This window comes from Rhizobium sp. SG570, assembly GCF_012275345.1.
Taxonomy (GTDB): domain Bacteria; phylum Pseudomonadota; class Alphaproteobacteria; order Rhizobiales; family Rhizobiaceae; genus Rhizobium; species Rhizobium lusitanum.
The window spans coordinates 82,941-106,988 of the sequence record NZ_JAAZQI010000017.1 but is presented as its reverse complement, the minus strand read 5'-3'; the positions used below and the strand labels follow the sequence as shown (position 1 = coordinate 106,988).

The window sequence follows — 24,048 nt, the reverse complement described above, 5'->3', positions numbered from 1 at the left end:
GGCTCAGCCTATCAGCTTATATAACCGAAGCGGATCGCCTTCGCGATCGCCTGGATGCGGTTCACGCTGTCAAGCTTTATCGTGGCCGAGCCGAGATAGGCGTTGACGGTGTGTACCGACAATCCGAGCTTCTCGGCAATTTCCTCGCTGATGCGGCCGTCGCCGGCGAGCTGCAGACAGACGATCTCACGCTCGCTGAGTGCTTCGGCGGCCTGCGAGCGACGTTCATCAAGCGACAGGAGCTCCATCATGAGCTGGCAGCAGCGGCCGTGCAGCTCCACGATCATGTCGCTCGCCAGATCCATGAATTTCGCAGTGAAGACGACATAGCCGTTCCCCACGCTACCCAGCCGTACGGGAAAGGCAACGCCGGCAAATGGCACGAGATGCGGTTTCAGGCGCTGCGTGAACGAGGCGAAGTCCAGCGTCTCGGCGGTGCTATCGCTATCGCGGCCGTTCCACATGAGAGGAAGCATCGATTTCTCGATATGCTCGATCAGCGCATCGCTATAGGCGTCGACGAAAGCCTTGCCGACGACGGAGTTCGCTGAGCCCCAATTGTCGAGCTCGCATACCAGGCGCTGCTTGTGCGGCAGGCCGGAGCCGTGGAGACGGTAAACCGCAAAATGCTGCGCATCGATCAACTTCAGCATCGAGACGAGCTTCGGAAAAAGATCGGAGCGGCCAGAAATCCTGCCCGAGCGGGTAAGCCGTGTTTCTGCCGGCGTACCCGTCGTCCTGTCTGGCTGATATCGCATTCACTATGCCTTCAAACGAGATTGTTTCGGACGGCGAAGGCAATTGCCTCCGATCTGGTCTTGGTCGCGGTCTTACGCATGACACTGGTGATGTAATTGTTGATGGTATTGCGCGATATTCCAAGGATCATGGCAATCTCGTCGCTCGTCTTTCCCTCGGCGATCCAGAACAGACATTCCAGCTCACGTTCAGTCAGATCGAAATCGCGCTCCGACCTGACTTCGACGCAACGCGTGAAGCTGGCAAGGTAACCCGACAACAGACCGACATCGCGGAGGCGTTCGAGCAAGAACGGCACGGAGTCGCGGGTCAACAGCAGCAAGGAGAAGCGCGTTCGGCCGACGTTGAAAGTCATAGCGTAATATTGGCGACCGACGCCTTCCGGCAGCTCGACATCGTCGGGCAAGACAGCCGCACTCGGCTGGAACAGCGCCATGCATTTTTCCAACTCGCCGGTGCGGCCATAGCCGCTCGTCAACTCCGGTGCAAGGCGCCTGACAAGATCGAAAGGCCAATCGCAGGCCACGACGAAATCGAGACCGTTCTCCTGTATGAGATCGCACCGCGCCAGAAGATAATGAGAGGCGCCGGCATAGCTCGCCAGCGCGCGCAGGCCGGCCTGCAGATAGGATGGGCCGGCAATGGCGCTCAGCTGCAGAATGAGCTGCTCGCGCGACATGGCGCCGATGGATGCCGCTGATCGCGCATCCCTGTCGCCCTTGCTCGCCTGCGATATCTGCATATCCATTCTTGCATTTCCTGCCGCTGCTGGACGATCGGCCGTCAAACGAGAGCATTGTTCCGTCAGCGCCCAGCGCATTGCCAAGAAAGCCGCTTTCGGTTCTCGGCAAGGCATTCGCGCCGATTCATTCTCTTCCGCGACTAAAATACATCCCGGCGCGGGCGGGGCAGATGAGCGCACTCACTACTGAATTCCATGTCGGCAATCGCATTGGCATCAATCGCCGCATACACAACCATCGAACCATGAATTGATTTTTCCGCGTTCCCGGACTCTGCAAACTCTTCGAACCTGCGAAACACGGAAATCGAGGGCCGAATCGCGCTGCTTAAACAACCATTGCGGAAAGGCATATCAGTTGTAAGTCGATTCTTTCTACCCAGCAACGGCATTTCCAGTGAAATTCCATCTTACGCACACGTCAAATTACCCAGTTGAATCAGAGAGGCCCCAGGACGGCAAGGGCAAGGGAAGAGCGGCATTTCAAGTACCCTCAAATGAGAAAGGACCGGGATCTCTCCCGGTCCTTTCGTCAGGCTGCCTGGTCGACGGCCCATTTTCTGAGGATCTTCGCGGCTCGTTCCTCGCTGATCTCCACCATCCGCGAGAGGCGGCGTTCAGGCCCTTCCTTGACGCGGCGGTTGAAGGTGCCGCCATCGTCGCCCATCGTCAGCAAATCGTCGGTGCTGTCGAAGCCGAAATCCGAGCCAAAGCCGTCCATCAGGGCGGCGCCGGGTCCCTCGACCGCGGGAGCGAAGTCCGGTAGTTCCAGGCCCGCTGCTTCCGGCAGAGCCGTGCCGCTGCCCGCGCCAGCGCCGAGCGAGCGGATCAGTGGGCGGAAGCCGACCCAGACGATCAGGAAGGCAACCGCGACGAAGGCGAGCGAGTTGATGATGCCGGCCATGTTACGGCCCAGCATATCCGTGACGCTGAAGCTGGAGGAATTGTCGTCGAGCAACTGATTGTCGAGGAAGTCCATCGCATTGACGGTGACGATGTCGCCACGGCTCGGATCGACGCCGGCCGCAGTCGCCACGATCTTCTGCATCTCGGCGATATAGGCGTCGATTTTCGCCTGATCCGCGCCCTGGCCGACCATCTGCGCGACGCGGCCCCTGTTGACGACCACGGCGACGGACAGCTTCTCGATCTTGTAGCTGTTGCGTGTCGTCGCCGTCGTCTTGCTGTTGATTTCGTAGTTGGTCTGTTCTTCGCGCTTGTCGGACTGATCGTTCGAGGTCGGCGTGTTGCCGCCGGATTGCGGGGCCGCCTGCGGAATATTCTGCTGGACGGTTGCCGCGCTGTCGGGCTGGCTCTGCTGCGACTTCTGCGCTTCCTTCACCGTGCGGACGGAGCGCTCGACCTTCGATTCCGGATCGAAGGTGGTTTCCTGCACCTGCTGGCTGTCGGTATTGAGCTGCGCCGTTACGCTGGAGCGGAAGTTGTCCATGCCGAGGAAGGGTGCGAGCGCCTTGTCGATATTCGACTCAACTTCGCCCTGCACATTCTGCACGATGCCGAGATTGCGGCTGAGCGCACCGTTGCTGGGATCGTCGCCGGAGGCAAGCAACTGGCCGGTCGAATCGAGAATCGTGACGTCATCGACCTCAAGACCCGGAACGGCGGACGCGACGAGATGCCGGATAGCCGGCGCCGACTTGCGCGCCGCTTCCGCACTGGCGCGGATCATGACCGAGGCAGTCGGCTTCTGATCCGCCTTTCGGAAGTTGCCGACATCCTGCATGACAATGTGCACGCGCGCCGCGCTGATGCCGGCGATGGAGGTGATCGTGCGGCTGATTTCTCCTTCGAGCGCACGAACGCGGGTGACTTCCTGCATGAATGAGGTCAGGCCGAGCGAACCGACATTGTCGAACAGCTCATAGCCGGCATTGCCGCTATTCGGCAGACCACGCTCGGCGAGAAGAGCGCGGGCTTTGCCGGTCATGCCGGTCGGCACAGTCAGGCTGGTACCATCCGTACCGACCTGAAAGTTGATCTTTGCTTCGGCAAGCGCGATGCTGATCTGATTGAGATCAGTGGCATCCAGGCCGACATAAAGCGTCTCCTGGGTGGGCTTATTGACGTAAAGGGCGGCAAGAAGGACCAGCACAATGGAAGCTGCGCCCACGCCGCCCATGATCAGCAGGCGTGTTCTCCCGAGATTCTGGAGATTCCGGAACAAGGGAACTAATTGATTTAACAGATTCATTCTGTTCTCGCACGATTCGTCAAAGACCTGATGGCTTTGTGCCGTGCAGCGAAAATAGAAATCGAAACTTGTGCGAACGTTTCGTCGGGCCGAAAAACAGGAAAAAAGCCGGAGTAAATTAGAGAAAATTATATAAGAAAAGCAGCATTTACCGTGGCGGCTTCGATCAGAAGAAATCGAAATCGCCGGCGGCTTTCGCCGTGGGTTGGGAGTGCGCATGGAAACTGCCGCCGCCGAGCGCCTTTTGCATTTCCGTCAGCTTGACCAGGCTCAAGGCCGTCGCAAGATCGACCGTCCAGCCCTCCGGCATGGCGCCGGCAATCGTGTCGATGAATTCAGCGATGCCGCGCGTCTTCTGGACGGCGAGATCGATACCCTGGATGACCTTCATCGTGTCGGGCGATTCGAGCACGTTGATACCACTGATATCGAGCAGTTGCGGTTCGATGCGTTCGATCAGATAGGCGACGTCATGCAATTCGGAAACAATGCGCAGAAGGATGGCCGGAAGCGTTTCCTCGATGGTGGACGTTTCGGCACGCTGGAAGGGGGTCATGCAGTAGCCTCGCTGATCAGAAAAACTCGATCGTGTTGTCGACCGGCTTGGGTGCAACAACCGGACGCTGCTCGAGCGCCACGGTCTTCTGCGTCTCTGCGCCGGTTAGCGGATATTGCCTGGCACGTCCGGAGATCGGCCAATATTCGATCTTGCGCCCATGCTCGCCGCCCGTGCTGGAGCCGACAACCGGGATACCTTCGTCTTTCAGAAACTGCATGGCGAAAGCCGCATTCTGCTCACCGACATTGGAAAAGGTCGCGATCGTCTTGGCGCCGCCGAAGACCTTAGCCTCCAGCCGATCACGCCGCGCGCCCTTTTTCAGGAGGCCGTTGATCAGAAGTTCCATCAGGTGCACGCCGTAACGCGTCGCATCGCCACCGCTCATCGGCGAAGTCGCCATTCCCGGGAGGAGGAAATGGTTCATGCCGCCGACGCCAGCGACCGGATCACGCAGGCAGGCCGCCACGCACGAGCCGAGGATGGTCGCCAGCACCACGTCCGGATCGCTGACAACCTTGTACTCACCCTGGATGATGTGCATGCGACGGACCGCACCCTCAGCAATCATTTCAGCGCTCCGAACACGGCCTCGATGGCCGCTTTCATTTTCTCCATGGTGAAAGGCTTGGCCAGAACGTTGTTGGCCCCGAGTTGTGCCGCCTTCTGAACCAGAGCGCGGTCGCCTTGCGCCGTCAGGATGATGAAGGCCGCCTTCTTGGTCGCCGGATTGTTGCGGACGGCCTGAAGAAGGCCGAGCCCATCCATCTTGGGCATGTTGAAATCGGAGATGACCAGATGATGCGGCTGCTGCTGCATGATCTTCATCCCCTGTTCGCCGTCACCGGCAGCCGTGATCTGCTTGAACCCGAGCTGCGTCAGCGCGTCACTCAACAAGAGGCGGCTGGTGACCTGATCGTCGACGATCAGAACTTTGATTTTCTCCGCTAGAGACATTATTCGCTCCCTTCCTTTCGGGCGGCTGTTATTTTCAAAATTTCCTCGCCAATGGCGTTCAGCGGAAACTGTTGTTCGACGGCACCAAGCTCGTAGGCGACCCTCGGCATCCCGTAGACCACGCAGGTCTTTTCATTCTGGCCGATGGTGCGCGCGCCGGCATGACGCATCTTGAGAAGACCGGAGGCGCCGTCGCGCCCCATGCCGGTCAGGATCACGCCGACGGCATTGCGGCCCGCCAGTTCGGCGACCGAATCAAAGAGCACGTCGACGGAAGGGCGATGGCCGTTCACCGGCCCACCGTCTGCCAGACGGCAATGGGGTGCCGAAGCGTTGGCGACCCGCAGGTGCCTTTCGCCGCCGGGCGCCAGATAGATCTTGCCTATTTCAAGCCGTGCCCCGTCGGTCGCCTCCTCCACGACAGGCGCACAGAGGCGGTTCAGCCGCTCGGCAAAGCTGCGCGTGAAGCTCGGAGGCATATGCTGGGTGATGACCGTCGGCGGGCAGTTGGCCGGAAATTTCTGCAGCACGTTGATCAATGCCTCGACGCCGCCGGTGGACGAGCCGATGGCGACGATCTTGCGGCCGACGCGGAAATCGGCAACGGCCGGCGGCGGCGTACGGCTGGCGGCGGGCTTGACATATTGCCGCTGCGAGCGGGCGGCGGCCTTCACCTTCTCCGCCAGGTCGCCGAAGGGGTGCGGCTCGCCCGGGGAGGGCTTTCCGACACAATCGAACGCACCGATTTCCAGCGCGGCGAGCGTCGCATCCGCCCCGCGATGTGTCATTGTGGATACCATGATGACCGGCATGGGCCGCAGCGTCATGATCTTTTCCAGAAAATCGAGGCCGTTCATGTTCGGCATCTCGATATCGAGCGTGACGACATCCGGATTGAGCGCCTTGATCGCAGCGCGTGCTTCAAGAGCATCGCCGGCCTGACCGATGACGTCGACCTCCGGATCGGAGCGCAGTACAGCGGTGATCAGGCCACGCATGGTCGGGGAATCGTCGACCACGAGAACACGGGCAGCGGCGCTCATGACTTTCTCCCCGCGTTTTTACCGAGATAGCGGTAGGTCGTAATGCCGACATTGTCGAAGAGATGTTTCGCCTCGCCGGCAACCCGCTCGGAATGGCCGATATAGAGGTGGCCGCCCTCCTGCAGCTGTCCGGCAAAGCGCGACCAGATCTTCACCTGTGTCGGTTCGTCGAAATAGATGACGACGTTGCGGCAGAAGATGACGTCGAAGGCACCCTTGAGGGGCCACTGCGCCATCAGGTTCAGCTCGTTGTAGGTGATCAGCCGCTTGACGCGATCGTCGATCTGGAACTTGCGTCGCCCCTGAACATCAACATCCTGGAACCATTGCTTGCGCATGGCAGGCGAGATCGTCTCGAGGGCTGCTTCGTCATAGGCGCCTGCGCGGGCCAGACTGAGGATCTTGGGGTCGATATCCGTCGCCAGAATCTTGAAATCGAAGTCCGCGGCATTCGGCATGAGCGCCAGAACCGTCAATGCTATCGAATAGGGCTCCTGCCCGTCGGAACAGGCAGCCGACCAGATCCGCACACGGCCTCCGGCCTTGGCGCGGGCGAGGAGACCAGGCAGAACCTCATCGCGAAGATGATCGAAATGATGATTTTCCCGGAAGAAACGGGTAAAATTGGTCGTCAGATGCGACAGCATCTCGCGCCGTGCAGCGCTTCCCGCCGGAGAGGAAACCAGCAGGCAGTAGTCTCTGAAGCCCCGCAGGCCCAACGCACGAATATGCTTCGACAGCCGTGAATAGACCAGCGACGCCTTGCTTTCGTTGAGGGAAATGCCCGCATCCGCATAGATCATGGCGGCGATCTCGGCGAGATCGCGCCGGGTCAGCGGATATTCGCCGCTGGCCAGGACCTCGTCTGGCGATGCCTTGAGATCTATTGCTCCCATCACGCTCATGCAGCTTCGCTTTCGTTTTCAGGAAACAGGGCTTCCAGTTCGATCAGGCAGATCATGCGGCGCTCGATTGCGACGATGCCGCGCGCGAACTGCCGCTCATGGTCCGAGGAGACTTCCGGTGTCGGTTGGATATTGTCGGTCGTGATCGTCAGTATGTCGGACACGGCGTCGACCAGAAGGCCGACGACCTTTCGCTTGACCTGCGCCACGATGATGACATGCCGCGCAGTCAGTTCCGCACGCTTCATGCCGAGCCGGGCCGAGAGATCGACGATCGGCAGCACCGCGCCACGCAGGTTGATGACGCCAAGCATGTAGGCAGGTGCATGCGGCATTGCTGTAGCCGGTGTCCAGCCGCGAATTTCGCGAACCGACATGATGTCGATGCAAAATTCCTGGTCGCCGATCCGGAAGGCGATCAGCTCGCGGTCTTCCTGGGTCAGGTTCTTGACGGCATAGGACATAGACTTACCCCACCGCTGCGTAAGAAATCTCGGCCTTCAGCGACTGGCCACGCGAAGCGCCGACCACCGCATCGACATCGAGGATCAAGGCGACGCGGCCATCGCCGAGGATGGTCGCGGCCGCAATGCCGGGCACATGCGTATAATTCGCTTCAAGGCTCTTGATGACGACCTGACGCTGACCCTGAATGGCATCGACCATGAGCGCGCGCTGACCGCCGCCTTCCGATTCGACCAGCAGTGCGACACCCTCGACCGGATTGGCCTGTGTGGCGCGGAAATTCAGGATGCGCCCGACATCGACCAACGGGCAGAAGCTGTTGCGGATCGAGATCAGGCGATGGTTCGCGCCGAAGGAATGGATGGCGGCGGCCTCCGGCTGCAGCGTCTCGACGATCGCGGTCAGTGGCACGACCAGGGTCTGGCCGGCAACCGTCACCACCATGCCGTCGAGGACGGCAAGCGTCAGCGGCAGGCTCATGGTGAAGACCGAGCCCTGCCCCGGCTTGGAGGTGATGTTGATGCGGCCGCCGAGCGCCTGGATCGAGCGCTTGACCACGTCCATGCCGACACCACGTCCCGAGATGTCGGAAATCTTGTCGGCGGTCGAAAAGCCCGGCAGGAAGATCAGGTTGTCGATCTCCTCGTCGGAAAGATTGGCGTCGGCCGCGATCAGATCATTGTCGATGGCCTTCTGGCGCACCTTTTCGCGGTTGATGCCGGCGCCGTCGTCGGCAAGCTCGATCAGGATGCGGCCCGAACGGTGCTTTGCCGTCAGGCGGACGGTGCCTTCCGGGTTCTTGCCGAGCGTCTCGCGCTTTTCAGGGGTTTCGATGCCGTGGTCGACGGCATTGCGGATCATGTGGGTCAGCGGTTCGGCGAGCTTGTCGATGACTGTCTTGTCGACCTCGGTGTTCTCGCCCTCGGTGATCAGACGGATCGACTTGCCCGTCATGTCGGCGATTTCGCGCACGATACGCGACATGCGCTGGAACACCGGCTTCACCGGCTGGGCGCGGATCGCCATGACGCTGTCCTGGATCTCGCGGGTGAGCTGCTGCAGCTCTTCGAGGCCCATGTTGATCGAGGATGTGCCATTGTTGTCGTTTTCGATGACGCTCTGGGACAGCATGGCCTGATTGATGACGAGCTCACCCACCAGGTTGATCAGTCGATCGACGCGGTCGAGGTCGACGCGAATGGTCTGTCCCGCAGCGGCGGCAGCGCTGTTCTGCGCGGCGGCGGCGTTGGCAGCGGCGGCAGCGGCCAGGGCCGCTTCCTTCTTTTCGACGCGAGCGGCGACAGCGGCAAGCTGGGTGACGTTGCTGGCGGTTTCAGCCGCCGCAACGGCCGCGGCCGCATCGCTCTTCGGCAGCGGTGCTTCCTCGATCGGCTCGGCTTCCGGCTCGGTGCTCTCCTCGTCGAGGATGGAAAGATCGAAGGGCACGGGCACCATCGGCAATTCTTCGTTACCGGAAGGCCCGGCGGCATCTGCGACCTGCCGGACATCAAGGTCGCAATCCCATTCGGCAAATTCGAAGACGGTGCGAATGGCATCCTCGCCCTTGTCCGTCTTGATCGAGATCGTCCACTTGAAATAGGCCGCTTCCGGATCGAGTTCGGGAAGACCCGGCAACTCATCCACGTCGCAATAGATGCTCATCTCGCCCAAGCGCGCGAGATCGCGCAGCAGCAGCGTGGCATCGTTGCCCTTGGCGTAGAGATCGGAGCGCGGGCGGAAGCTGACTTCGTATTCCGGTACGGCGCCAGCGGCCTCGTCGGCACCGAAATCATCATCGAAGCTGAAGGGGATCGGCTGGAAGCCGCTGTCATCCGTCGGCGCGGGCGCGGGTGTGGCGGCCTTCGGAGCCGCCTCGGCGACAACAGCGGCGGATGGTGCCGGCAGGGCACCGTGCGCCAGCGCCTCCAGCTCCTTGACCAGGCCCCGGCTGCGCGCCTGATCGACACTGCCGCCGTCGCGGGCGGCATTGGTCAGGTCGGCCAGAACGTCGGCGGCCTTGAGCATGACCTTCAAGACATCCTGAGTCGGCTCCAGTTTGTTGGATCGAACGCAATCGAGCGTGGTCTCGAAGACGTGGGCGAATGCGACCAGATCGTCCAGACCGAAGGCCCCCGCCCCACCCTTGATGGAATGAACAGCTCGGAATACGGCATTGACGGTTTCCGGGTCGCGGTCGCCATCATTCATTTTCAGGAGACCGGATTCCAGTTCGGCGAGTTGCTCTTCGCACTCCTGGAAGAAAATCTCTTTGATTTCGTTCATATCCATGAGGGGTGAATCCTGTTTAAGCGGTTACACGCTCGATGGCCTCGATCAGCTTGGCGGGATCGAACGGCTTGACGATCCAGCCGGTCGCACCGGCCTGGCGGGCACGGTTCTTCTTTTCAGCATCGCTCTCGGTCGTCAGCACGAGGATCGGAACGGCGCGGTATTTGTCGTTGCGGCGCACGCCCTCGATGAAGCCGAACCCGTCGAGACGCGGCATGTTGATGTCGGTGACGATGACGTCCGGGTTGGCTTCTTCCAGAATCTCCAGGCCCTCGACACCGTCTTCGGCCTGAATGGTCTCGAAGCCCGCATTGTTGAGGGTGACGAGAAGCATGTTTCGAATGGTCCGTGAGTCATCCACGGTCAGAACTTTTTTCTTCATTGCCGGATCTCCTTGGCAAGCAGATGGGAGATATCCACCCCGATCACCTGCATCGTTTTCTGAAATGCGTCCGACACCTTGGAGAAAGTGAAGGACAGCTTGTCTTCATTCCACGTCTTGGCAGCGGCCATGATGACCTGAACGCACAGGGCCCCGATCCTCTCGACGCCGGACGCATCAATCACGACATTGCTGCCGCGCAACCCCATCAACTTGCCGCGAAGTGCCGCGGCCTCGTTGAGGTCCAGCACCGCGGCCAGACTGACTGCCTTTTCGCTTTTCCTACTCCGCATCGCTTCATTCCTTAGTTGTCTGAAATCGGGCCTGACGGCCCGCATGCGCATAAAACAGAGACATCAATAGGCATTCCGCTCGCCTCCCAGGCCGATCCTGCGAAGCGGAAAATCGAATTCGGACACATCGTCCTCATCCCGCCGGGCAACGAACTCGTCGCGACCGGGAAGCTGGCGCTGGCGCGCGGCCGCCACCTGCACCGGCGCGGCAGCATGGCGCCGTTCGCGTTCGATGCGGAATTCACGGATCGTCCGGCCAAGCTCAACGACGACGGTCTGCAAATGATCGGCGCCTTCGTGCGCGCGGCTTGCGAGGCTTTCCCCCGCAGCAGCGCGTTGGCTGAAGCCCCCGATATCGGTCGTGACCGAATGCAGGCCGACGGCCTGCTCATCGCTGGCCGTCGCGATCCCGGAGATGACGTCATTGATGTCGGTCACCTGGCGAACGATGCTGCCGATCGCGTCCTGCGTACGGCCGACCATCTGCACGCCGGCATCCACCTGTGCCTTGGTGCCGGTCACCAGAACCTTGATCTCGCGGGCGGCATCGGCGGAACGCTGCGCCAGGGCGCGAACTTCCTGCGCGACAACGGCAAAACCGCGACCGCTGTCGCCGGCGCGGGCGGCTTCGATGCCGGCATTCAGGGCAAGCAGATTGGTTTGGAAGGCGATCTCGTCGATGACACCGATGATCTGACCGATCTTTTCGGCCGAGGTCTCGATATCCGACATGGCCGATATGGCCTGGCCGACAATCCGGCCACTGTCTTCCGCAGCCACCCGGGTAGAAGCGGCGGCGCGTTCGGCCGAGCGCGTATTGGCCGCATTGCCACGCACCTGATCGGCCAGTTCAGCGAGCTGCCGCGCGGACGCTGCAAGCCCTTGCGACTGTTCTGCCGAAGCCTCGGCGAAGGATCTGGACGCGCGGGCGATGGCGTCCGTTGCGGTCTCCGCCGCCTGAACACCACCGGACAGAGCGGCAAATTGCTGCTGGATGTCGTCGAGAGCTGCGTTCAGGGCCTCGGCCACTTCCGCATAGGCTTCGGGACAATCCATGGGCAGGCGAACCGTCAGGTCGCGCACGGCAAGACCGTTGACGACTTCCGCAATGAGGTCGGCCGCCTCGGCGCGATCGGCAGCCCGCTGCTCGGCAAGCGCGCGCTGGTGGCCGACACGCAATTCATTGAACCGAAGCGACACCGCAATCTCGACATCCACCATGACGAGGCGAATGACGGCGGCGACGAGCTCGCTCAGTTCCCGGGCACGACGTTTGCTTCCCGGCAGGATGGCGCGGGCGCCCATCTCGTCGATGATACCGGCAAGCATATGCTCCAGAACCACCCCGTGGCCCGCGACATGCCAGCGCGGATCGAGCCCCATCTTGCTTTCGCTGTCGGAGAGAACCTTGACACGCTCGGCATAGAGACTGTCGAAGCGCGCATCCGTCAGCACGTCCCAATGCGAGGTTTGCAGATCCTGAAGCCGTTGGAGCTGGCTTTCACTCGTAAAATTGCGGGCGGCGTCCGGAAAGCTTTGGAACCGATGGAAGAGATCGCGAAGGCCAGCCTTGAGATGGGCTTCGAGCATCGGTCGGCTGCGGCGCAAGGTTTCGCATTGTCCGGCGTCGAGGCCAGCAAAACGCAAGCGGTCGCGAAGGCTGCCAGCCTGCGCCCTACCTGCCTGATCTGACGGCGAATCCTGCGCCAAAATCGTCCTCGCAACTGCCGCGCGCCCAAGCGCTGGCGAAACCGCTGATGATCCGCGCCGGACGCTATGAGGAGGCGAGAAAGGGGCCTTTAGCCTTCGATCGTGTGATCTAGGCGCTGAAGCTCGCTCGTTCATCAAAGTCTTTTGCGGACCTGTCTGATGAGATGGATACCGGATCTACACGGTACGGCGGGGCGGCTTCATGCCTGGTGAGAACGAGTCACAATTTTCCCATTCCGACGTTCAAGCTCAATGTTTATGGTTAATTCCTTGCCCGAAGGTTAATGACATCATGCCGAGCGTCCTGTTTCGAACAGCCCTAATTTAGCGATGCGCTTCATGAACGTTCAGCCGACCGAAAAAAGCTGCCGATCGCAAGTCACGAGCAAGCTTCATGCCCTACTGCTGAAGGCATAGACACCTTCGATGTCGATACGGAGAGAGCAATGATTGTTCTTGGTTTGACCGCCTCGCTGATGGCCAGCCTGACGCTGGCGGCGTTCATGCTTCTATGCCGCATAGAACAGGCGCGCGGCAAGACCGCATCTCGCGTCCTCTAGGGAAGACCTACCCGGTATCTCGGACGCAAAAATCGGCCGCGGAGCCTTTTGGCGGCGGCGGCAACGGGCGTCTCGCCATCTTTCCCGGCCGCCGGGAGCTAGCATTGAGCTTGATAGTTCCGTATTAAGCCCCACGACCCGGCACCGAGATCCATCAGTCAATGCCCGATACGACCCATTCCCGAACAGACACCCAGAAACTTTCGCTGGGGCTCGGCCTTGCAATCATCTTCGGTGTCACGCTTTGGCGCGTGATCATGTTGCTGCTCAACAGGACGGACCTGTTCGTCGACGAGGCGCAATATTGGTTCTGGGGTCAGAACCTGGACTTCGGCTATTATTCCAAGCCGCCGATGATCGCCTGGGTCATCCGCTTCTTCAACACCATATCGGGATCGGATTCGACATTCTGGATCCGCGTATCGGCGCCGCTCTTTCATCTCGCCACCGCCCTGATGCTGATGCGCACGACACGGCGGCTGATCGACGGAGATGCCGGGCGCGATATCGAGCCCTGGGTCGGCGTGATCTTCATCACCCTGCCTGCCGCCTCGCTCTCGGCCGTGCTGGTATCGACAGACACGATCCAGATTCTGTTCGTGACCATTGCGATCTGGGCTTTTCTCGGCCTCACGAAGCGCTCCTCTGCACTCGAGGCGCTGATCCTGGGTATCAGTCTCGGCATAGCCTTCCTCACCAAATATTCGGTACTCTTCCTGCTGCCGGGCGTCGGCTTCGCCATGCTGACGCTGCGCTCTGCCCGCATCGCCTGGCGCGACGTCGCAATCGCTGCCATTGCGGGCGCCATCGTCGTTGCGCCCAATCTGTGGTGGAACGTCACCCATGGAGCGGCGACCGTGCGCCATACGCAAACCATCGCCCATTGGGGCACGGGCGGCGGCAACGGCGGGCTGCTGAAACACGTGCTGAGCGCACTCGGGTTCGTCGGGGCGCAGTTCGGCGTGGTCGGGCCGGTTGTCTTCTATGCCATGCTGTGGGCCGGGTGGCGGCTGATCCGGGGCCAGAGCGACGACCGGGAAAAGCTGCTGTTCTGGTTTTCCGTTCCGGTGGTGGCCCTGATCACCCTGCAGGCCCTTTTCGCCAAGGCCTATGCCAATTGGGCTGTTACCGCCTATGCCGCCGGCACCATCCTCGCCGTCTGGCTGCTCTATCGGCTGACGAAAAAGGGATTGGTCACCTCATTGATCATCGGTGGCGTCGTCGCCTTCGTCATCCCGATCCTGACCGTCTTCGCCTATGACATCAAGCTGCCCAACGGCGATCTGGTCATGAAGCGCTATATCGGCCGCAGCGCCATCAGCCTGGAAATCGCCGACATCGCCACAACGGCGAAGACACCGGATATCGTCGGCGAAGACCGCGATATTCTCGCCGATCTCTTCTATACGCTGAAGGGCAAGCCGTTCCACATCTATGCGCGCAACTTCGGCGGCTTCCCGAAAAGCTATTACGAGCAGAATTTCTCTCTGCCAGCGACCGTGACCGGCAGCGTGCTCTATGTCTCCGACGATCCGTTCGACTGTGTCGGGGGCCAAGCGGAGCTGGTGAAGAGCTGGTCGCCCGATCTCGGTGACATGAAGGGAAAGACGCTCTACGCCTATCGCGTCCCGGCGAGCTGCCTGTCGCCCAAATCCTAGAGCGGTTACGTGTTTCACGGAATCGCCCGACCGCTCTATGCTATTGTTTTTACGCAATTCCGGACGGAAAACCGCTACGCACTTTTCCTGGAATTGCTCTAATCGCGAATGACAGGCGCGCGCGGGCAAAGCCCCCAGCCGAGACCCGGCATCTCCGTGAAAACGACGCCGCCTTCCTCGAAGGCGAGGCGCAGTTGTGCCTCGGTCGCCCGGTGGATTTCGTGATGGCCGCCTTCATAGTCGCGTATCGTGCTTCGCGATACGCCAGCCTTCTCCGCTATGTCCGATTGAGTCCAATCGAGCAGGCCACGTGCCGCGCGACACAGCGCCGGGGTCAGAATCATTGGTTTCATGCCTTGATTCACGATCAAAAACCAACCATATTGGTCAACATAAACCAAATTATAGCATAATCGCACAGGATTTCCAGCGTCGAGGAGACGGCAATGCCACATGACACGCCCTTGATTTCGACCATCGTCATAGGCCTTGTCCTGGCATTCATCCTCGGCGCCATCGCCAACCGGTTCAAACTGCCGCCGCTGGTGGGATATCTCATCGCCGGCGTGCTGGCCGGCCCGCATACGCCGGGCTTCGTTGCCGACCAGAACCTCGCGCCGGAACTGGCGGAAATCGGCGTCATCCTTCTGATGTTCGGCGTCGGCCTGCATTTCTCGCTGAAGGATCTCCTGTCGGTGCGCGGCATCGCCGTTCCCGGCGCAATCGTCCAGATCGGCTTTGCCACCCTCCTCGGCTGGGGCCTCGGCACACTGATGGGATGGCCGCTCGGCGGCAGCCTGGTGTTCGGCCTTGCGCTTTCGGTCGCTTCGACGGTCGTGCTTCTGAAAGCCCTGCAGGAGCGGCGGCTGGTTGAGACCGAGCGAGGCAAGATCGCGGTCGGCTGGCTGATCGTCGAAGACCTCGCGATGGTTCTGGCTCTCGTGCTCATTCCGGCGGCGGCCAGCATTTCCGGTAACGGCCACGGCAGCGTCGAGCCGCTGTCGGCCGGCTTGAGCCGGCTGCTCGGCCTCGATCTCGGCATCACCGGCATCATCGGGGTGACGCTGCTCAAGGTCGCGGCTTTCGTCGGCCTCATGCTGGTTGTCGGGCGCAGGGTCATTCCCTGGATCCTCCACCGCATCGCTCACACCGGTTCGCGCGAACTTTTCCGCCTCGGCGTCCTCGCCATCGCGCTCGGTGTCGCCTTTGGCGCGGCAAAGCTCTTCGGCGTCTCGCTGGCGCTCGGCGCCTTCTTCGCCGGCATGATCCTTTCGGAAAGCGAGCTCAGCCACAGGGCAGCACAGGAAAGCCTGCCGCTGCGCGATGCCTTCGCCGTGCTCTTCTTCGTTTCCGTCGGCATGCTGTTCGACCCCAATATCCTGATCGACAATCCGCTGCCGTTGCTCGCGACCGTGTTCATCATCGTCATCGGCAAATCGGTCGCCTCCTTCGTTATCGTGCTCGCCTTCCGCAAGCCGATGAGTACGGCATTGATCATCTCCGCCAGTCTGGCGCAGATCGGCGAATTCTCCTTTATCCTCGCTGCCCTCGGCGTCGAACTCGGTCTGCTGCCGAGCGAAGGGCGCGACCTCATTCTCGGCGGCGCGATCATCTCGATCATCCTGAACCCTCTCGCCTTCATCGCCTGCGACTGGCTGCGCAAGATGCTGGACGCCAGGCGGCAGGGCGGCGAGACACCCGAAAGCGGAGAGCAGGCAGCTGTGCAGGCCGATAAGGTGGCGACCGTCGAGCCATCGCCCATTCCTGCCGAACAGCCAGCTGCCGCCGAAGTCGATGAAGAGTTGCGCAGGGTCACCATGACCGGTCACGCCGTGCTGATAGGCTATGGCCGGGTCGGCAGCATCGTCGGCGAGAATCTGAAATCGTCTGCTACGCCCTTCGTCGTCATCGAGGATTCCGAAAAGCGGATCGGCGAGCTCAAGCAGGCAGGGATCGAAGCGATCTACGGCAATGCCGCCTCGGCGCTGGTGCTGGGATATGCCAATATCGCCGCAGCCCGCAGCCTGGTCATCGCCATTCCCAACGCATTCGAAGCCTGCAGCATCGCCGAGCAGGCTCGGGCGATCAACCCTCCGCTGCTGATCGTCGCACGGGCGCATTCCGATATCGAGATCGACGTGCTGAAGCAATACGGCGCCGATACCGTCATCATGGGAGAGCGAGAAATCGCGCTTGGCATGGTTGACCGGCTCGCGCAAGTGCATCATGACAGGCCGCACTATGAAGACGCGGAGCGTCCTGATATCATGACCGAGCCGCCGGAGCCCGCGCCGGCAAAGGAATGAAGGCATCTTTTACCGTTGAACCCGCTCGAATTCGGCGCCGCCGACAGCGAAGATAAGGACAACAGGACGCACCGCGCCGGAGCGCGCGTGATCGCCTCGCTGTTCCTCGCCTTCTTCGCTTATCTCGGGCTGGCGCTTGGCGGCGGCATCAACCTTGCCGCTCGCTCGGATGCAGACGCGCTTTCTTCCGGTAAGGACAATCAACCCCTTTACCTTTCGCTGCGGGACCCGGTTCGCGGCATGGTGGTCGCCGATCGCACGGCTCTGCCGAAAGCCACCTGGCATGATATTGGGCCCGCGACGCTCGCGACCGCTCCATCGTTCCGACTTCTCATCGATCTCTGGCAGCCGCGCGATCGCAATGACGTCACGCAGCCTGAAATCCTGGCATTTCGCGCCTATCTCGCGCGCGCCCCGCCGGTCGGCCTCATCTGACCGGTTAACGCGCCCTTTGGCGCATTCCCCGACATGACCTACGTCCGCCAGCGGCATCACCGCTGGCATCAGCGTATTTCCAAGGATAATACCCATGCGCACTTCACCATGGCTGGTGGCACTCTACTCGGTGATCATCGTGCTTGGCATTCTCGTTGCCTTGCCGAACGTACTTCCGCAGTCGGCTCTCAGCAAAATCCCAAACTGGCTGCCGCATAGCCAGGTACCGCTCGGCCTCGACCTTCGCGGCGGCTCCTATCTCGTCCTCGAAGTCGACGAGAAGGATCTGACTAATGGCCGGCTGCAATCGCTGCAGCAGGATTCGCGCCGCGTTCTGCGCGACAAGAACATCCAGACCCGCTCGATCATCCGCAACGGCAACCAGGTCGTCGTAACACTCACCGATCCCACGCAAAGCGGCGATGCGGTTACGCAGTTGCAGACGCTTGCCAACACGGTCACCTCGGGCCTCTCCGCCGGCCAGTCCGACCTGACGATCGCCCCGAACGGCGGCACGATCACTATGTCCTTCTCGCAGGCCGGTATCGCCAGCAATGTCGATTCCGCCGTCCAGCAGAGCCTTGAAGTCATCCGCAAGCGCGTCGACCAGGTGGGCGTTGCCGAACCGACCATCCAGCGCGTCGGCCCGAACCGCGTTCTCGTGCAGCTTCCGGGCGCACAGGACCCGTCGCGCCTGCGCGAGCTGCTCGGCTCGACCGCGAAGATGTCCTTCCACCTGCTTGCCGACAATGCCGATCCGAACAATCCCGGTCCCGGCGTCACGATCCTCAAGGATGAGCAGGGCAACAGCTATCCGGTCCTCGACCGTATCGAACTGTCCGGCGACCGCCTGACGGACGCCCGCGTGAGCTTCGATCCGAACACGCATGAGCCGCTCGTCACCTTCCGTTTCGACAGCGCCGGTGCCAACCGCTTTGCCGAAATCACCCGCGAAAATGTCGGCAAGCCTTTCGCCATCGTCCTTGACAACAAGGTGCTGAGTGCCCCGAATATTCGTGAGCCGATCACCGGAGGTTCGGGCCAGATCTCCGGCAACTTCACCGCCGACAGCGCTACCACGCTCGCAGCCCTGCTGCGCGCCGGCGCGCTCCCGGCCAAATTGACCGTCATCGAAGAACGCACCGTCGGCGCTGACCTCGGCGCCGATGCGATCCAGAAGGGCATCTATAGCGGCCTGGTAGGCTTCGTCCTGGTTGCCGCCTTCATCTTCGTGCTTTATGGCGCCTGGGGCATTCTCGCGAATTTTGCACTGCTCGTTCACACGATCCTGACCTTCTCGGCCCTGACGCTGGTCGGCGCCACGCTGACGCTGCCCGGCATCGCCGGCATCGTCCTCGGTATCGGCCTTGCGGTTGATGCCAACGTTCTCATCAACGAGCGTATCCGCGAAGAAACCCGCAAGGGCCGCGGCGCCTTCGCCGCTATCGATAACGGCTTCAAGAAGGCTTATTCGACGATTATCGACGGCAATATGACGGCCCTGATCGCGGCCGCCATCCTGTTCTACTTTGGCTCCGGCCCGGTTCGCGGCTTTGCCGTGACCATGGGGCTCGGCCTCATTATCTCGATGTTCACCTCCGTCGCCTTCGTGCGCGTCGTGATGATCGCCATCACCCGTCGCCGCAAGCTGAAGGTGCTCAACATCAGGCCGCTGATCCCCTTCAGCCCCTATGACAGGCACATTCACTTCATGAAGGCCCGCTTCTTTGGCGTCACCGTCTCGGCGATCCTGTCGATCGCCTCGGTGGTGCTATTCATCCATCCAGGCCTCAACTACGGCGTCGATTTCCGCGGCGGCATCCAGATGTCGGTCAAGACCAAGGACGCGGCCGACTTGTCGACGTTCCGCCAGGGGCTGAACACACTCGGCCTCGGCGAAATCTCACTGCAGTCTTTCGGCGACAACAACAGCATCCTTGTCCGCGCCCAGCGCCAGGACGGCGGCGAAGAGGCACAGACAGCAGCGGTGACCAAGCTCAAGGCGGAAATCACCAAGATCGACCCAGCCGCGACCATTGAAGGCACCGATGTCATCGGTCCGAAGGTCTCGGGCGAGCTTGCCTGGGCCGGCATCCTGTCGGTCGTGATCGCCAGCCTGGCGATGCTCGTCTACATCTGGGTGCGGTTCGAATGGCCGTTCGCGGTCGGCGCCATCGTCACGCTGGTGCTCGACGTCACCAAGGCGATCGGCTTCTTCGCGATCACCGGCCTCGATTTCAACCTCACGGCCATCGCCGCGATCCTGACGCTTGTAGGATATTCGGTGAACGACAAGGTCGTGGTCTATGACCGTATGCGTGAAAACATGCGGCTCTACAAGTCGATGCCGCTGCGCGAGATCATCGACAAGTCGATCAACGAGACCCTGGCGCGAAGCCTCTATACCAACGCCACCGCCTTCCTGGCGCTGGTGCCGATGGCGATCTGGGGCGGCAGCGCCGTCTCCAGCTTCGCGATCCCGATGGTGTTCGGCATACTTGTCGCTGGCGCCTCGTCGATCTTCATCGCAGCACCCATCCTGCTCTTCCTCGGCGACTGGCGCCGCCGTCACGCCAAGACAGTTGCCAACGACGAGAAGCCGGCGGACGGCAAGTCCGGCAAGGATAATAAGCAGGTCCCCGCCGCGGAATAAGCGGCAGCGCGATTGGAACAGGACATGCCCGGCCTCCGGGCATGTCCACTGGCGTCCACACTGGACACCGGGGCGTTCTTTCCGTCCGGAATTGCGCAAAGCAAAAACATAGAGCGGTTAAGCGATTCAGTGAAACGCCTAGCCGCTCTAAGTCTTTTCCGGAGAAGTCCGGTCGATCACGGACATGATTTCGCGGACACAAGAGCCGCTTCAGCAATCATATCGACAGTGGATATGGAAGCGCTCTCGCCGGCTCCGGCGGGCCGATGGGGCGTGGTACCCTGCTGCGGTGACAGGTAATTCTGCAGGAGGCCACCATAGACGACAGCAACCCTGCCGATTTCCGATTTGGCGGAGGCATGTGCCAAAGCTTTGGGCGAGGCGTGCATGAAGCCGTTCAAAGCACCAAGGCTACTCGCCGATTTGGCTTTTGACGTCGAAGCATCGCTCGCCGATGCGTCCTGAGCGGAATTGTCGGCGTTTTTGCTATTTGCATGGCTACTGCCACTGCCATTGCCATTGCCGTTGCCAGCGCCATTGCCATTGCCATTGTTGGCGAGAGCAGGAGAAGCGACAAGAACTGCGCCAAGCAGGATTGCGGAGACGGATCACGCGAGGAAATTTGTGTGATGTGTGATAAGCACGTGGTTCTCCCAACCAGACCCCGGCAACTTTCCTTTCATCGCTTCATGACTACGGATATGGCGGGAGATCGAGTCTCTAGATGGACGGCATATGCAATGGCAGCCCGGGTCGCGGCGCCGTTATCTTTTCCACAGCACCATTGTCCTGCTCGCTGACGAGCAAATGCTTGCCGTCGACAGTAAAGGCAATCTTGCCGGGCCGCGCGCCGTTCGTGCGGATATGGCCCGCCATCCTGCCCTCGGTATCGACAAGCGAAATTTCGCCCAATCCGTACATGGCGCAATAGAGCACGCCGCTGCGATCGAAAGCGATGCCGGCCGGCCCGCGCAACGCGTTGACGGTGGGCGATGTCATCGACTGCGCGAACATCTCCTGCCGCCCGCCGACGATCTGCCGATGAATTTTTCCGGTCAGGGTCTCGCTGTAATAGAGCAGCCCGTCGGCGCTGAAGGCGATGCCATTGGCAAGGAGCAAGCCCGCGGCCAAGACCCTGATGACGCGGCCTTCGGCGGGATCGATCTGATAGACGCAGCCATTGTAGGCCGCCTTGAAGAAATCCGGATGAATATGGCCGCCTTCGAGCAGATCGGCGGTGCGGATGCCCGAATCGGTCATGTAAAGCAAGCCGTCAGGCCCGAAAGCGAGATCGTTCGGATGGAGAAACGAGCCGTCAGCGCCACCTTCGATCACCTGCAGCACCCGGCCCTGCGGCGAGAGCCTGACGAGGGAATGCTCTGGGCCGTCGGTTATCCAGAAGCAGCCATCGCCGTCGATCGCAATCCCGGTCGGACGACCACCGATCCGACAAACTTCTCGATGCGCACCGCTAGTGTCGAAAAGCTTCAGACCGCGGCGGGTATGATCCATCTCAACGAGCGCGATGCGCCCATCCGGCAAAGCCACCAGTCCGCCCGGCAGATGCAGCCCAGTGGCGATCGTTTCGTTCATATTCTGAAACCTTCACTCAACGCACTGCTGAAACCCAAAACTCAAGATGCGCGCCATAATGATACATAAGCATGAGGATAGTCCTTTTCGAGCCATGCCTGACCAAATCCGGGTAGGATTCTTGCGCAAAAGATCACATCCCCAGCGAATCCCACAAATCTTGACAGGTTTAGGCAATTCGGAACATCCATAGAACGTCCGGATCATTTCGCCGATTCGATTCGTCGCCGATTTGCGCCTGGCGCGCCCTTCATCCGAGGCATTCAGGAGAGTTCATGAGCGCGGCCTATCTGGAAAAGCTGAACCCGGAGCAGCGACTGGCGGTGGAGCACGGTACAACGGCCGGCGACGGCCACGTCGCAGGGCCACTGCTTGTCATCGCCGGGGCCGGATCCGGCAAGACCAATACGCTTGCTCATCGTGTTGCGCATCTGATCGTCAAGGGCGCGGACCCACGCCGGATCCTGCTGATGACCTTCTCGCGCCGTGCCGCCGCCGAAATGGGCCGCCGTGTCGAGCGAATCTGCCGCGAGGTGATCGGTGCCAATGCGGGTATTACAGCCGATGCGCTCGCCTGGAGCGGCACGTTTCACGGCATCGGCGCACGTCTTCTGCGAGATTATGCCGAGCAGATCGGGCTCGATCCGGCCTTCACGATCCACGACCGGGAAGACAGCGCCGACCTCATGAACCTCGCGCGCCACGACCTCGGCTTTTCCAAGCTCGAAAGCCGCTTTCCGACCAAGGCGACATGCCTTGCCATCTATTCACGCTCCGTCAATTCGGAAGCGCCGCTCGCAGAGATGCTGCGCGACTTCTTCCCATGGTGCGCGACCTGGGAACAACAATTGCGCGATCTCTTCGCCGCCTATGTCGAGGCGAAACAGGCGCAGAATGTGCTCGATTACGACGATCTGCTGCTCTACTGGGCGCATATGCTTCAAGAGCCGCTGATCGCCGAGGATATCGGCGGTCGTTTCGACCATGTGCTCGTCGACGAATACCAGGATACCAACCGGCTGCAATCGTCGATCCTGCTGGCGCTGAAACCGGATGGCCGCGGCCTGACCGTTGTCGGTGACGATGCGCAATCGATCTACTCCTTCCGCGCGGCGACGGTGCGCAACATCCTCGACTTCCCGAAAGCCTTCACGCCCGCTGCCGATATCGTGACGCTCGACCGCAATTACCGCTCGACGCAGCCAATCCTCGCCGCCGCCAATGCTGTCATCGATCTTGCTTCCGAGCGCTTCACCAAGAATCTGCGCACGGAACGGCAAAGCGTCGAGCGACCGCGACTGGTGACGGTGCGCGACGAAAGCGATCAGGCGCGTTATGTCGCCGATGAAGTGCTGGAAAATCGCGAGGGCGGCACCAGGCTCAAACAGCAGGCGGTGCTGTTCCGCACCTCAAGTCATAGCGGGCCGCTGGAAGTGGAGCTTACCCGCCGCAATATCCCCTTCGTCAAATTCGGCGGGCTGAAGTTTCTCGATAGCGCCCATGTCAAGGACATGCTGGCCGCGCTGCGTTTCGCCCAGAACCCGCGTGACCGGGTGGCGGGCTTCAGGCTGATGCAGCTTCTGCCCGGCGTCGGCCCCTCCACGGCGCAGCGCGTGCTCGACCAGATCGGCGAACATGCCAATCCGATCGCCGCCCTCGCCGAGCTTCCGACGCCGCCGCGCACGGGCGATGACTGGACCGTCTTTGTCGAGACGATGCGAGACGTGAAGAGCGGCAAGGCCGGCTGGCCGGCGGAAATCGGGCTGGTGCGGCAATGGTATGAACCGCATCTGGAGCGGGCGCACGAGGATGCCGCGACGCGCCAGGCGGATCTCGTCCAGCTTGAGCAGATTGCCGCCGGCTATGGTTCGCGCGAGCGTTTTCTGACCGAACTGACGCTCGATCCGCCGGATGCCACCAGCGACCAGGCCGGCGTGCCGCTGCTCGACGAAGACTATCTGATCCTGTCGACCATCCATTCCGCCAAGGGGCAGGAGTGGACAAAGGTCTTCATCCTCAATGCCGTCGACGGCTGCATCCCCGCCGATCTCGCCGTCGGATCATCCGCCGAGATCGAGGAGGAGCGGCGCCTGCTCTATGTCGCGATGACGCGGGCCAAGGACAATCTCGATCTCGTCACGCCGCAACGGTTCTTCATTCATGGCCAGCATGCGCAGGGCGACAGGCATGTCTTTGCCTCGCGCACGCGCTTCATCCCGGCGACATTGCTGCAATTCTTCGAAGTCTGCGGCTGGCCACAGGCGCGGGCGGAAAGCCCTGCCGCCATTCGAGCCCGGCAGGTGCGCGTCGATGTCGGCGCGCGCATGCGCGGCATGTGGCGGTGAGTTCAAGCTCATTCTTTGAGGCTGTTGCTCGGCAAAGAGCCCCTCGCCCTCGCCCGGCTCGCTGGGAGAGGGAACTATAGCGTAAAACAGCCTGCTCTCAGTCCGGTTGAAGTAGCATGGGACATAATCCCCCTCTCCCCGCGAGCGGGGTGAGGGCCGGGGTGAGGGGCAATCCGGGCTTTCAA

20 protein-coding genes are annotated in these 24,048 nt (G+C 61.3%); 5 read left to right on the top strand and 15 right to left on the bottom strand.

All coding sequences use genetic code 11. The features are described from left to right. Positions 1-11: 11 nt before the first annotated feature. The 13 genes from FHT28_RS27910 to FHT28_RS27845 all read right to left on the bottom strand — a co-directional run bounded on the left by FHT28_RS27910 (position 12) and on the right by FHT28_RS27845 (position 12,313). Entirely contained in the window at positions 12-758 is a 747-nt protein-coding gene (locus tag FHT28_RS27910; protein ID WP_037203235.1) for a helix-turn-helix transcriptional regulator, read from the bottom strand. 11 nt (positions 759-769) lie between these two features. Further along, positions 770-1,507 (bottom strand): helix-turn-helix transcriptional regulator, encoded by a 738-nt coding sequence (locus FHT28_RS27905; protein WP_037203234.1) that lies wholly within the window; start codon positions 1,505-1,507, stop codon positions 770-772. 526 nt (positions 1,508-2,033) lie between these two features. After that, on the bottom strand, positions 2,034-3,713 hold the full coding sequence (fliF, locus tag FHT28_RS27895; RefSeq protein WP_037203232.1) for a flagellar basal-body MS-ring/collar protein FliF: 1,680 nt from the start codon (positions 3,711-3,713) through the stop codon (positions 2,034-2,036). Positions 3,714-3,879: 166 nt separating this feature from the next. Beyond that, the gene (locus tag FHT28_RS27890; RefSeq protein ID WP_168597980.1) at positions 3,880-4,269 is read right to left on the bottom strand and encodes a hypothetical protein; all 390 of its coding nucleotides are present in this window, start codon (positions 4,267-4,269) and stop codon (positions 3,880-3,882) included. Between the two features lie 16 nt (positions 4,270-4,285). Beyond that, complete coding sequence (gene cheD, locus FHT28_RS27885; protein WP_037203228.1) at positions 4,286-4,840, bottom strand: chemoreceptor glutamine deamidase CheD; 555 nt, start codon at positions 4,838-4,840, stop codon at positions 4,286-4,288. After that, entirely contained in the window at positions 4,837-5,226 is a 390-nt protein-coding gene (locus FHT28_RS27880; RefSeq protein WP_037203226.1) for a response regulator, read from the bottom strand. Before FHT28_RS27880 ends, cheD begins: the two co-directional genes overlap by 4 nt. Continuing rightward, positions 5,226-6,269 (bottom strand): protein-glutamate O-methylesterase CheB, encoded by a 1,044-nt coding sequence (gene cheB / locus FHT28_RS27875; RefSeq protein WP_037203225.1) that lies wholly within the window; start codon positions 6,267-6,269, stop codon positions 5,226-5,228. The genes FHT28_RS27880 and cheB overlap by 1 nt, the downstream gene beginning before the upstream one ends. Further along, positions 6,266-7,174 (bottom strand): protein-glutamate O-methyltransferase CheR, encoded by a 909-nt coding sequence (gene cheR, locus FHT28_RS27870; protein ID WP_037203224.1) that lies wholly within the window; start codon positions 7,172-7,174, stop codon positions 6,266-6,268. Before cheR ends, cheB begins: the two co-directional genes overlap by 4 nt. Next, positions 7,171-7,638, bottom strand: coding sequence for a chemotaxis protein CheW (locus FHT28_RS27865; protein ID WP_037203223.1), 468 nt, complete (start codon positions 7,636-7,638; stop codon positions 7,171-7,173). The genes cheR and FHT28_RS27865 overlap by 4 nt, the downstream gene beginning before the upstream one ends. A gap of 4 nt (positions 7,639-7,642) precedes the next feature. Beyond that, positions 7,643-9,928, bottom strand: coding sequence for a chemotaxis protein CheA (locus FHT28_RS27860; RefSeq protein ID WP_168597979.1), 2,286 nt, complete (start codon positions 9,926-9,928; stop codon positions 7,643-7,645). A gap of 16 nt (positions 9,929-9,944) precedes the next feature. Further along, the gene (gene cheY1 / locus FHT28_RS27855) at positions 9,945-10,310 is read right to left on the bottom strand and encodes a chemotaxis response regulator CheY1 (RefSeq protein ID WP_168597978.1); all 366 of its coding nucleotides are present in this window, start codon (positions 10,308-10,310) and stop codon (positions 9,945-9,947) included. Then, complete coding sequence (locus FHT28_RS27850) at positions 10,307-10,603, bottom strand: STAS domain-containing protein (RefSeq protein WP_037203221.1); 297 nt, start codon at positions 10,601-10,603, stop codon at positions 10,307-10,309. The genes cheY1 and FHT28_RS27850 overlap by 4 nt, the downstream gene beginning before the upstream one ends. A 63-nt stretch (positions 10,604-10,666) precedes the next feature. After that, positions 10,667-12,313 (bottom strand): globin-coupled sensor protein, encoded by a 1,647-nt coding sequence (locus FHT28_RS27845; protein ID WP_168597977.1) that lies wholly within the window; start codon positions 12,311-12,313, stop codon positions 10,667-10,669. A gap of 721 nt (positions 12,314-13,034) precedes the next feature. Between FHT28_RS27845 and FHT28_RS27840 the strand changes: the two genes are divergently transcribed. Then, on the top strand, positions 13,035-14,531 hold the full coding sequence (locus tag FHT28_RS27840) for a glycosyltransferase family 39 protein (protein ID WP_168597976.1): 1,497 nt from the start codon (positions 13,035-13,037) through the stop codon (positions 14,529-14,531). Positions 14,532-14,629: 98 nt separating this feature from the next. Here FHT28_RS27840 and FHT28_RS27835 read toward each other — a convergent pair whose 3' ends face one another. Next, positions 14,630-14,986, bottom strand: a complete 357-nt coding sequence (locus FHT28_RS27835; RefSeq protein ID WP_052212128.1) for a helix-turn-helix transcriptional regulator — start codon at positions 14,984-14,986, stop codon at positions 14,630-14,632. Between FHT28_RS27835 and FHT28_RS27830 the strand changes: the two genes are divergently transcribed. The 3 genes from FHT28_RS27830 (at position 14,978) to secD (ending at position 19,925) form a co-directional block, all read left to right on the top strand. Beyond that, on the top strand, positions 14,978-16,837 hold the full coding sequence (locus FHT28_RS27830) for a cation:proton antiporter (protein ID WP_168597975.1): 1,860 nt from the start codon (positions 14,978-14,980) through the stop codon (positions 16,835-16,837). The two genes, FHT28_RS27835 and FHT28_RS27830, sit on opposite strands and share 9 nt — an antisense overlap. 15 nt (positions 16,838-16,852) lie before the next feature. Beyond that, positions 16,853-17,272, top strand: a complete 420-nt coding sequence (locus FHT28_RS27825; RefSeq protein ID WP_037203211.1) for a hypothetical protein — start codon at positions 16,853-16,855, stop codon at positions 17,270-17,272. Between the two features lie 94 nt (positions 17,273-17,366). After that, complete coding sequence (gene secD, locus FHT28_RS27820) at positions 17,367-19,925, top strand: protein translocase subunit SecD (RefSeq protein WP_047556019.1); 2,559 nt, start codon at positions 17,367-17,369, stop codon at positions 19,923-19,925. Between the two features lie 720 nt (positions 19,926-20,645). Here secD and FHT28_RS27815 read toward each other — a convergent pair. Beyond that, complete coding sequence (locus FHT28_RS27815) at positions 20,646-21,518, bottom strand: SMP-30/gluconolactonase/LRE family protein (protein WP_037203208.1); 873 nt, start codon at positions 21,516-21,518, stop codon at positions 20,646-20,648. A gap of 275 nt (positions 21,519-21,793) precedes the next feature. On the opposite strand from FHT28_RS27815, the gene FHT28_RS27810 reads away from it, so the two are divergent. Continuing rightward, positions 21,794-23,863 carry an ATP-dependent helicase gene (locus FHT28_RS27810; RefSeq protein WP_168597974.1) on the top strand — a complete coding sequence of 690 codons (2,070 nt, stop codon included), beginning with the start codon at positions 21,794-21,796 and terminating at the stop codon, positions 23,861-23,863. Positions 23,864-24,048: the final 185 nt, after the last annotated feature.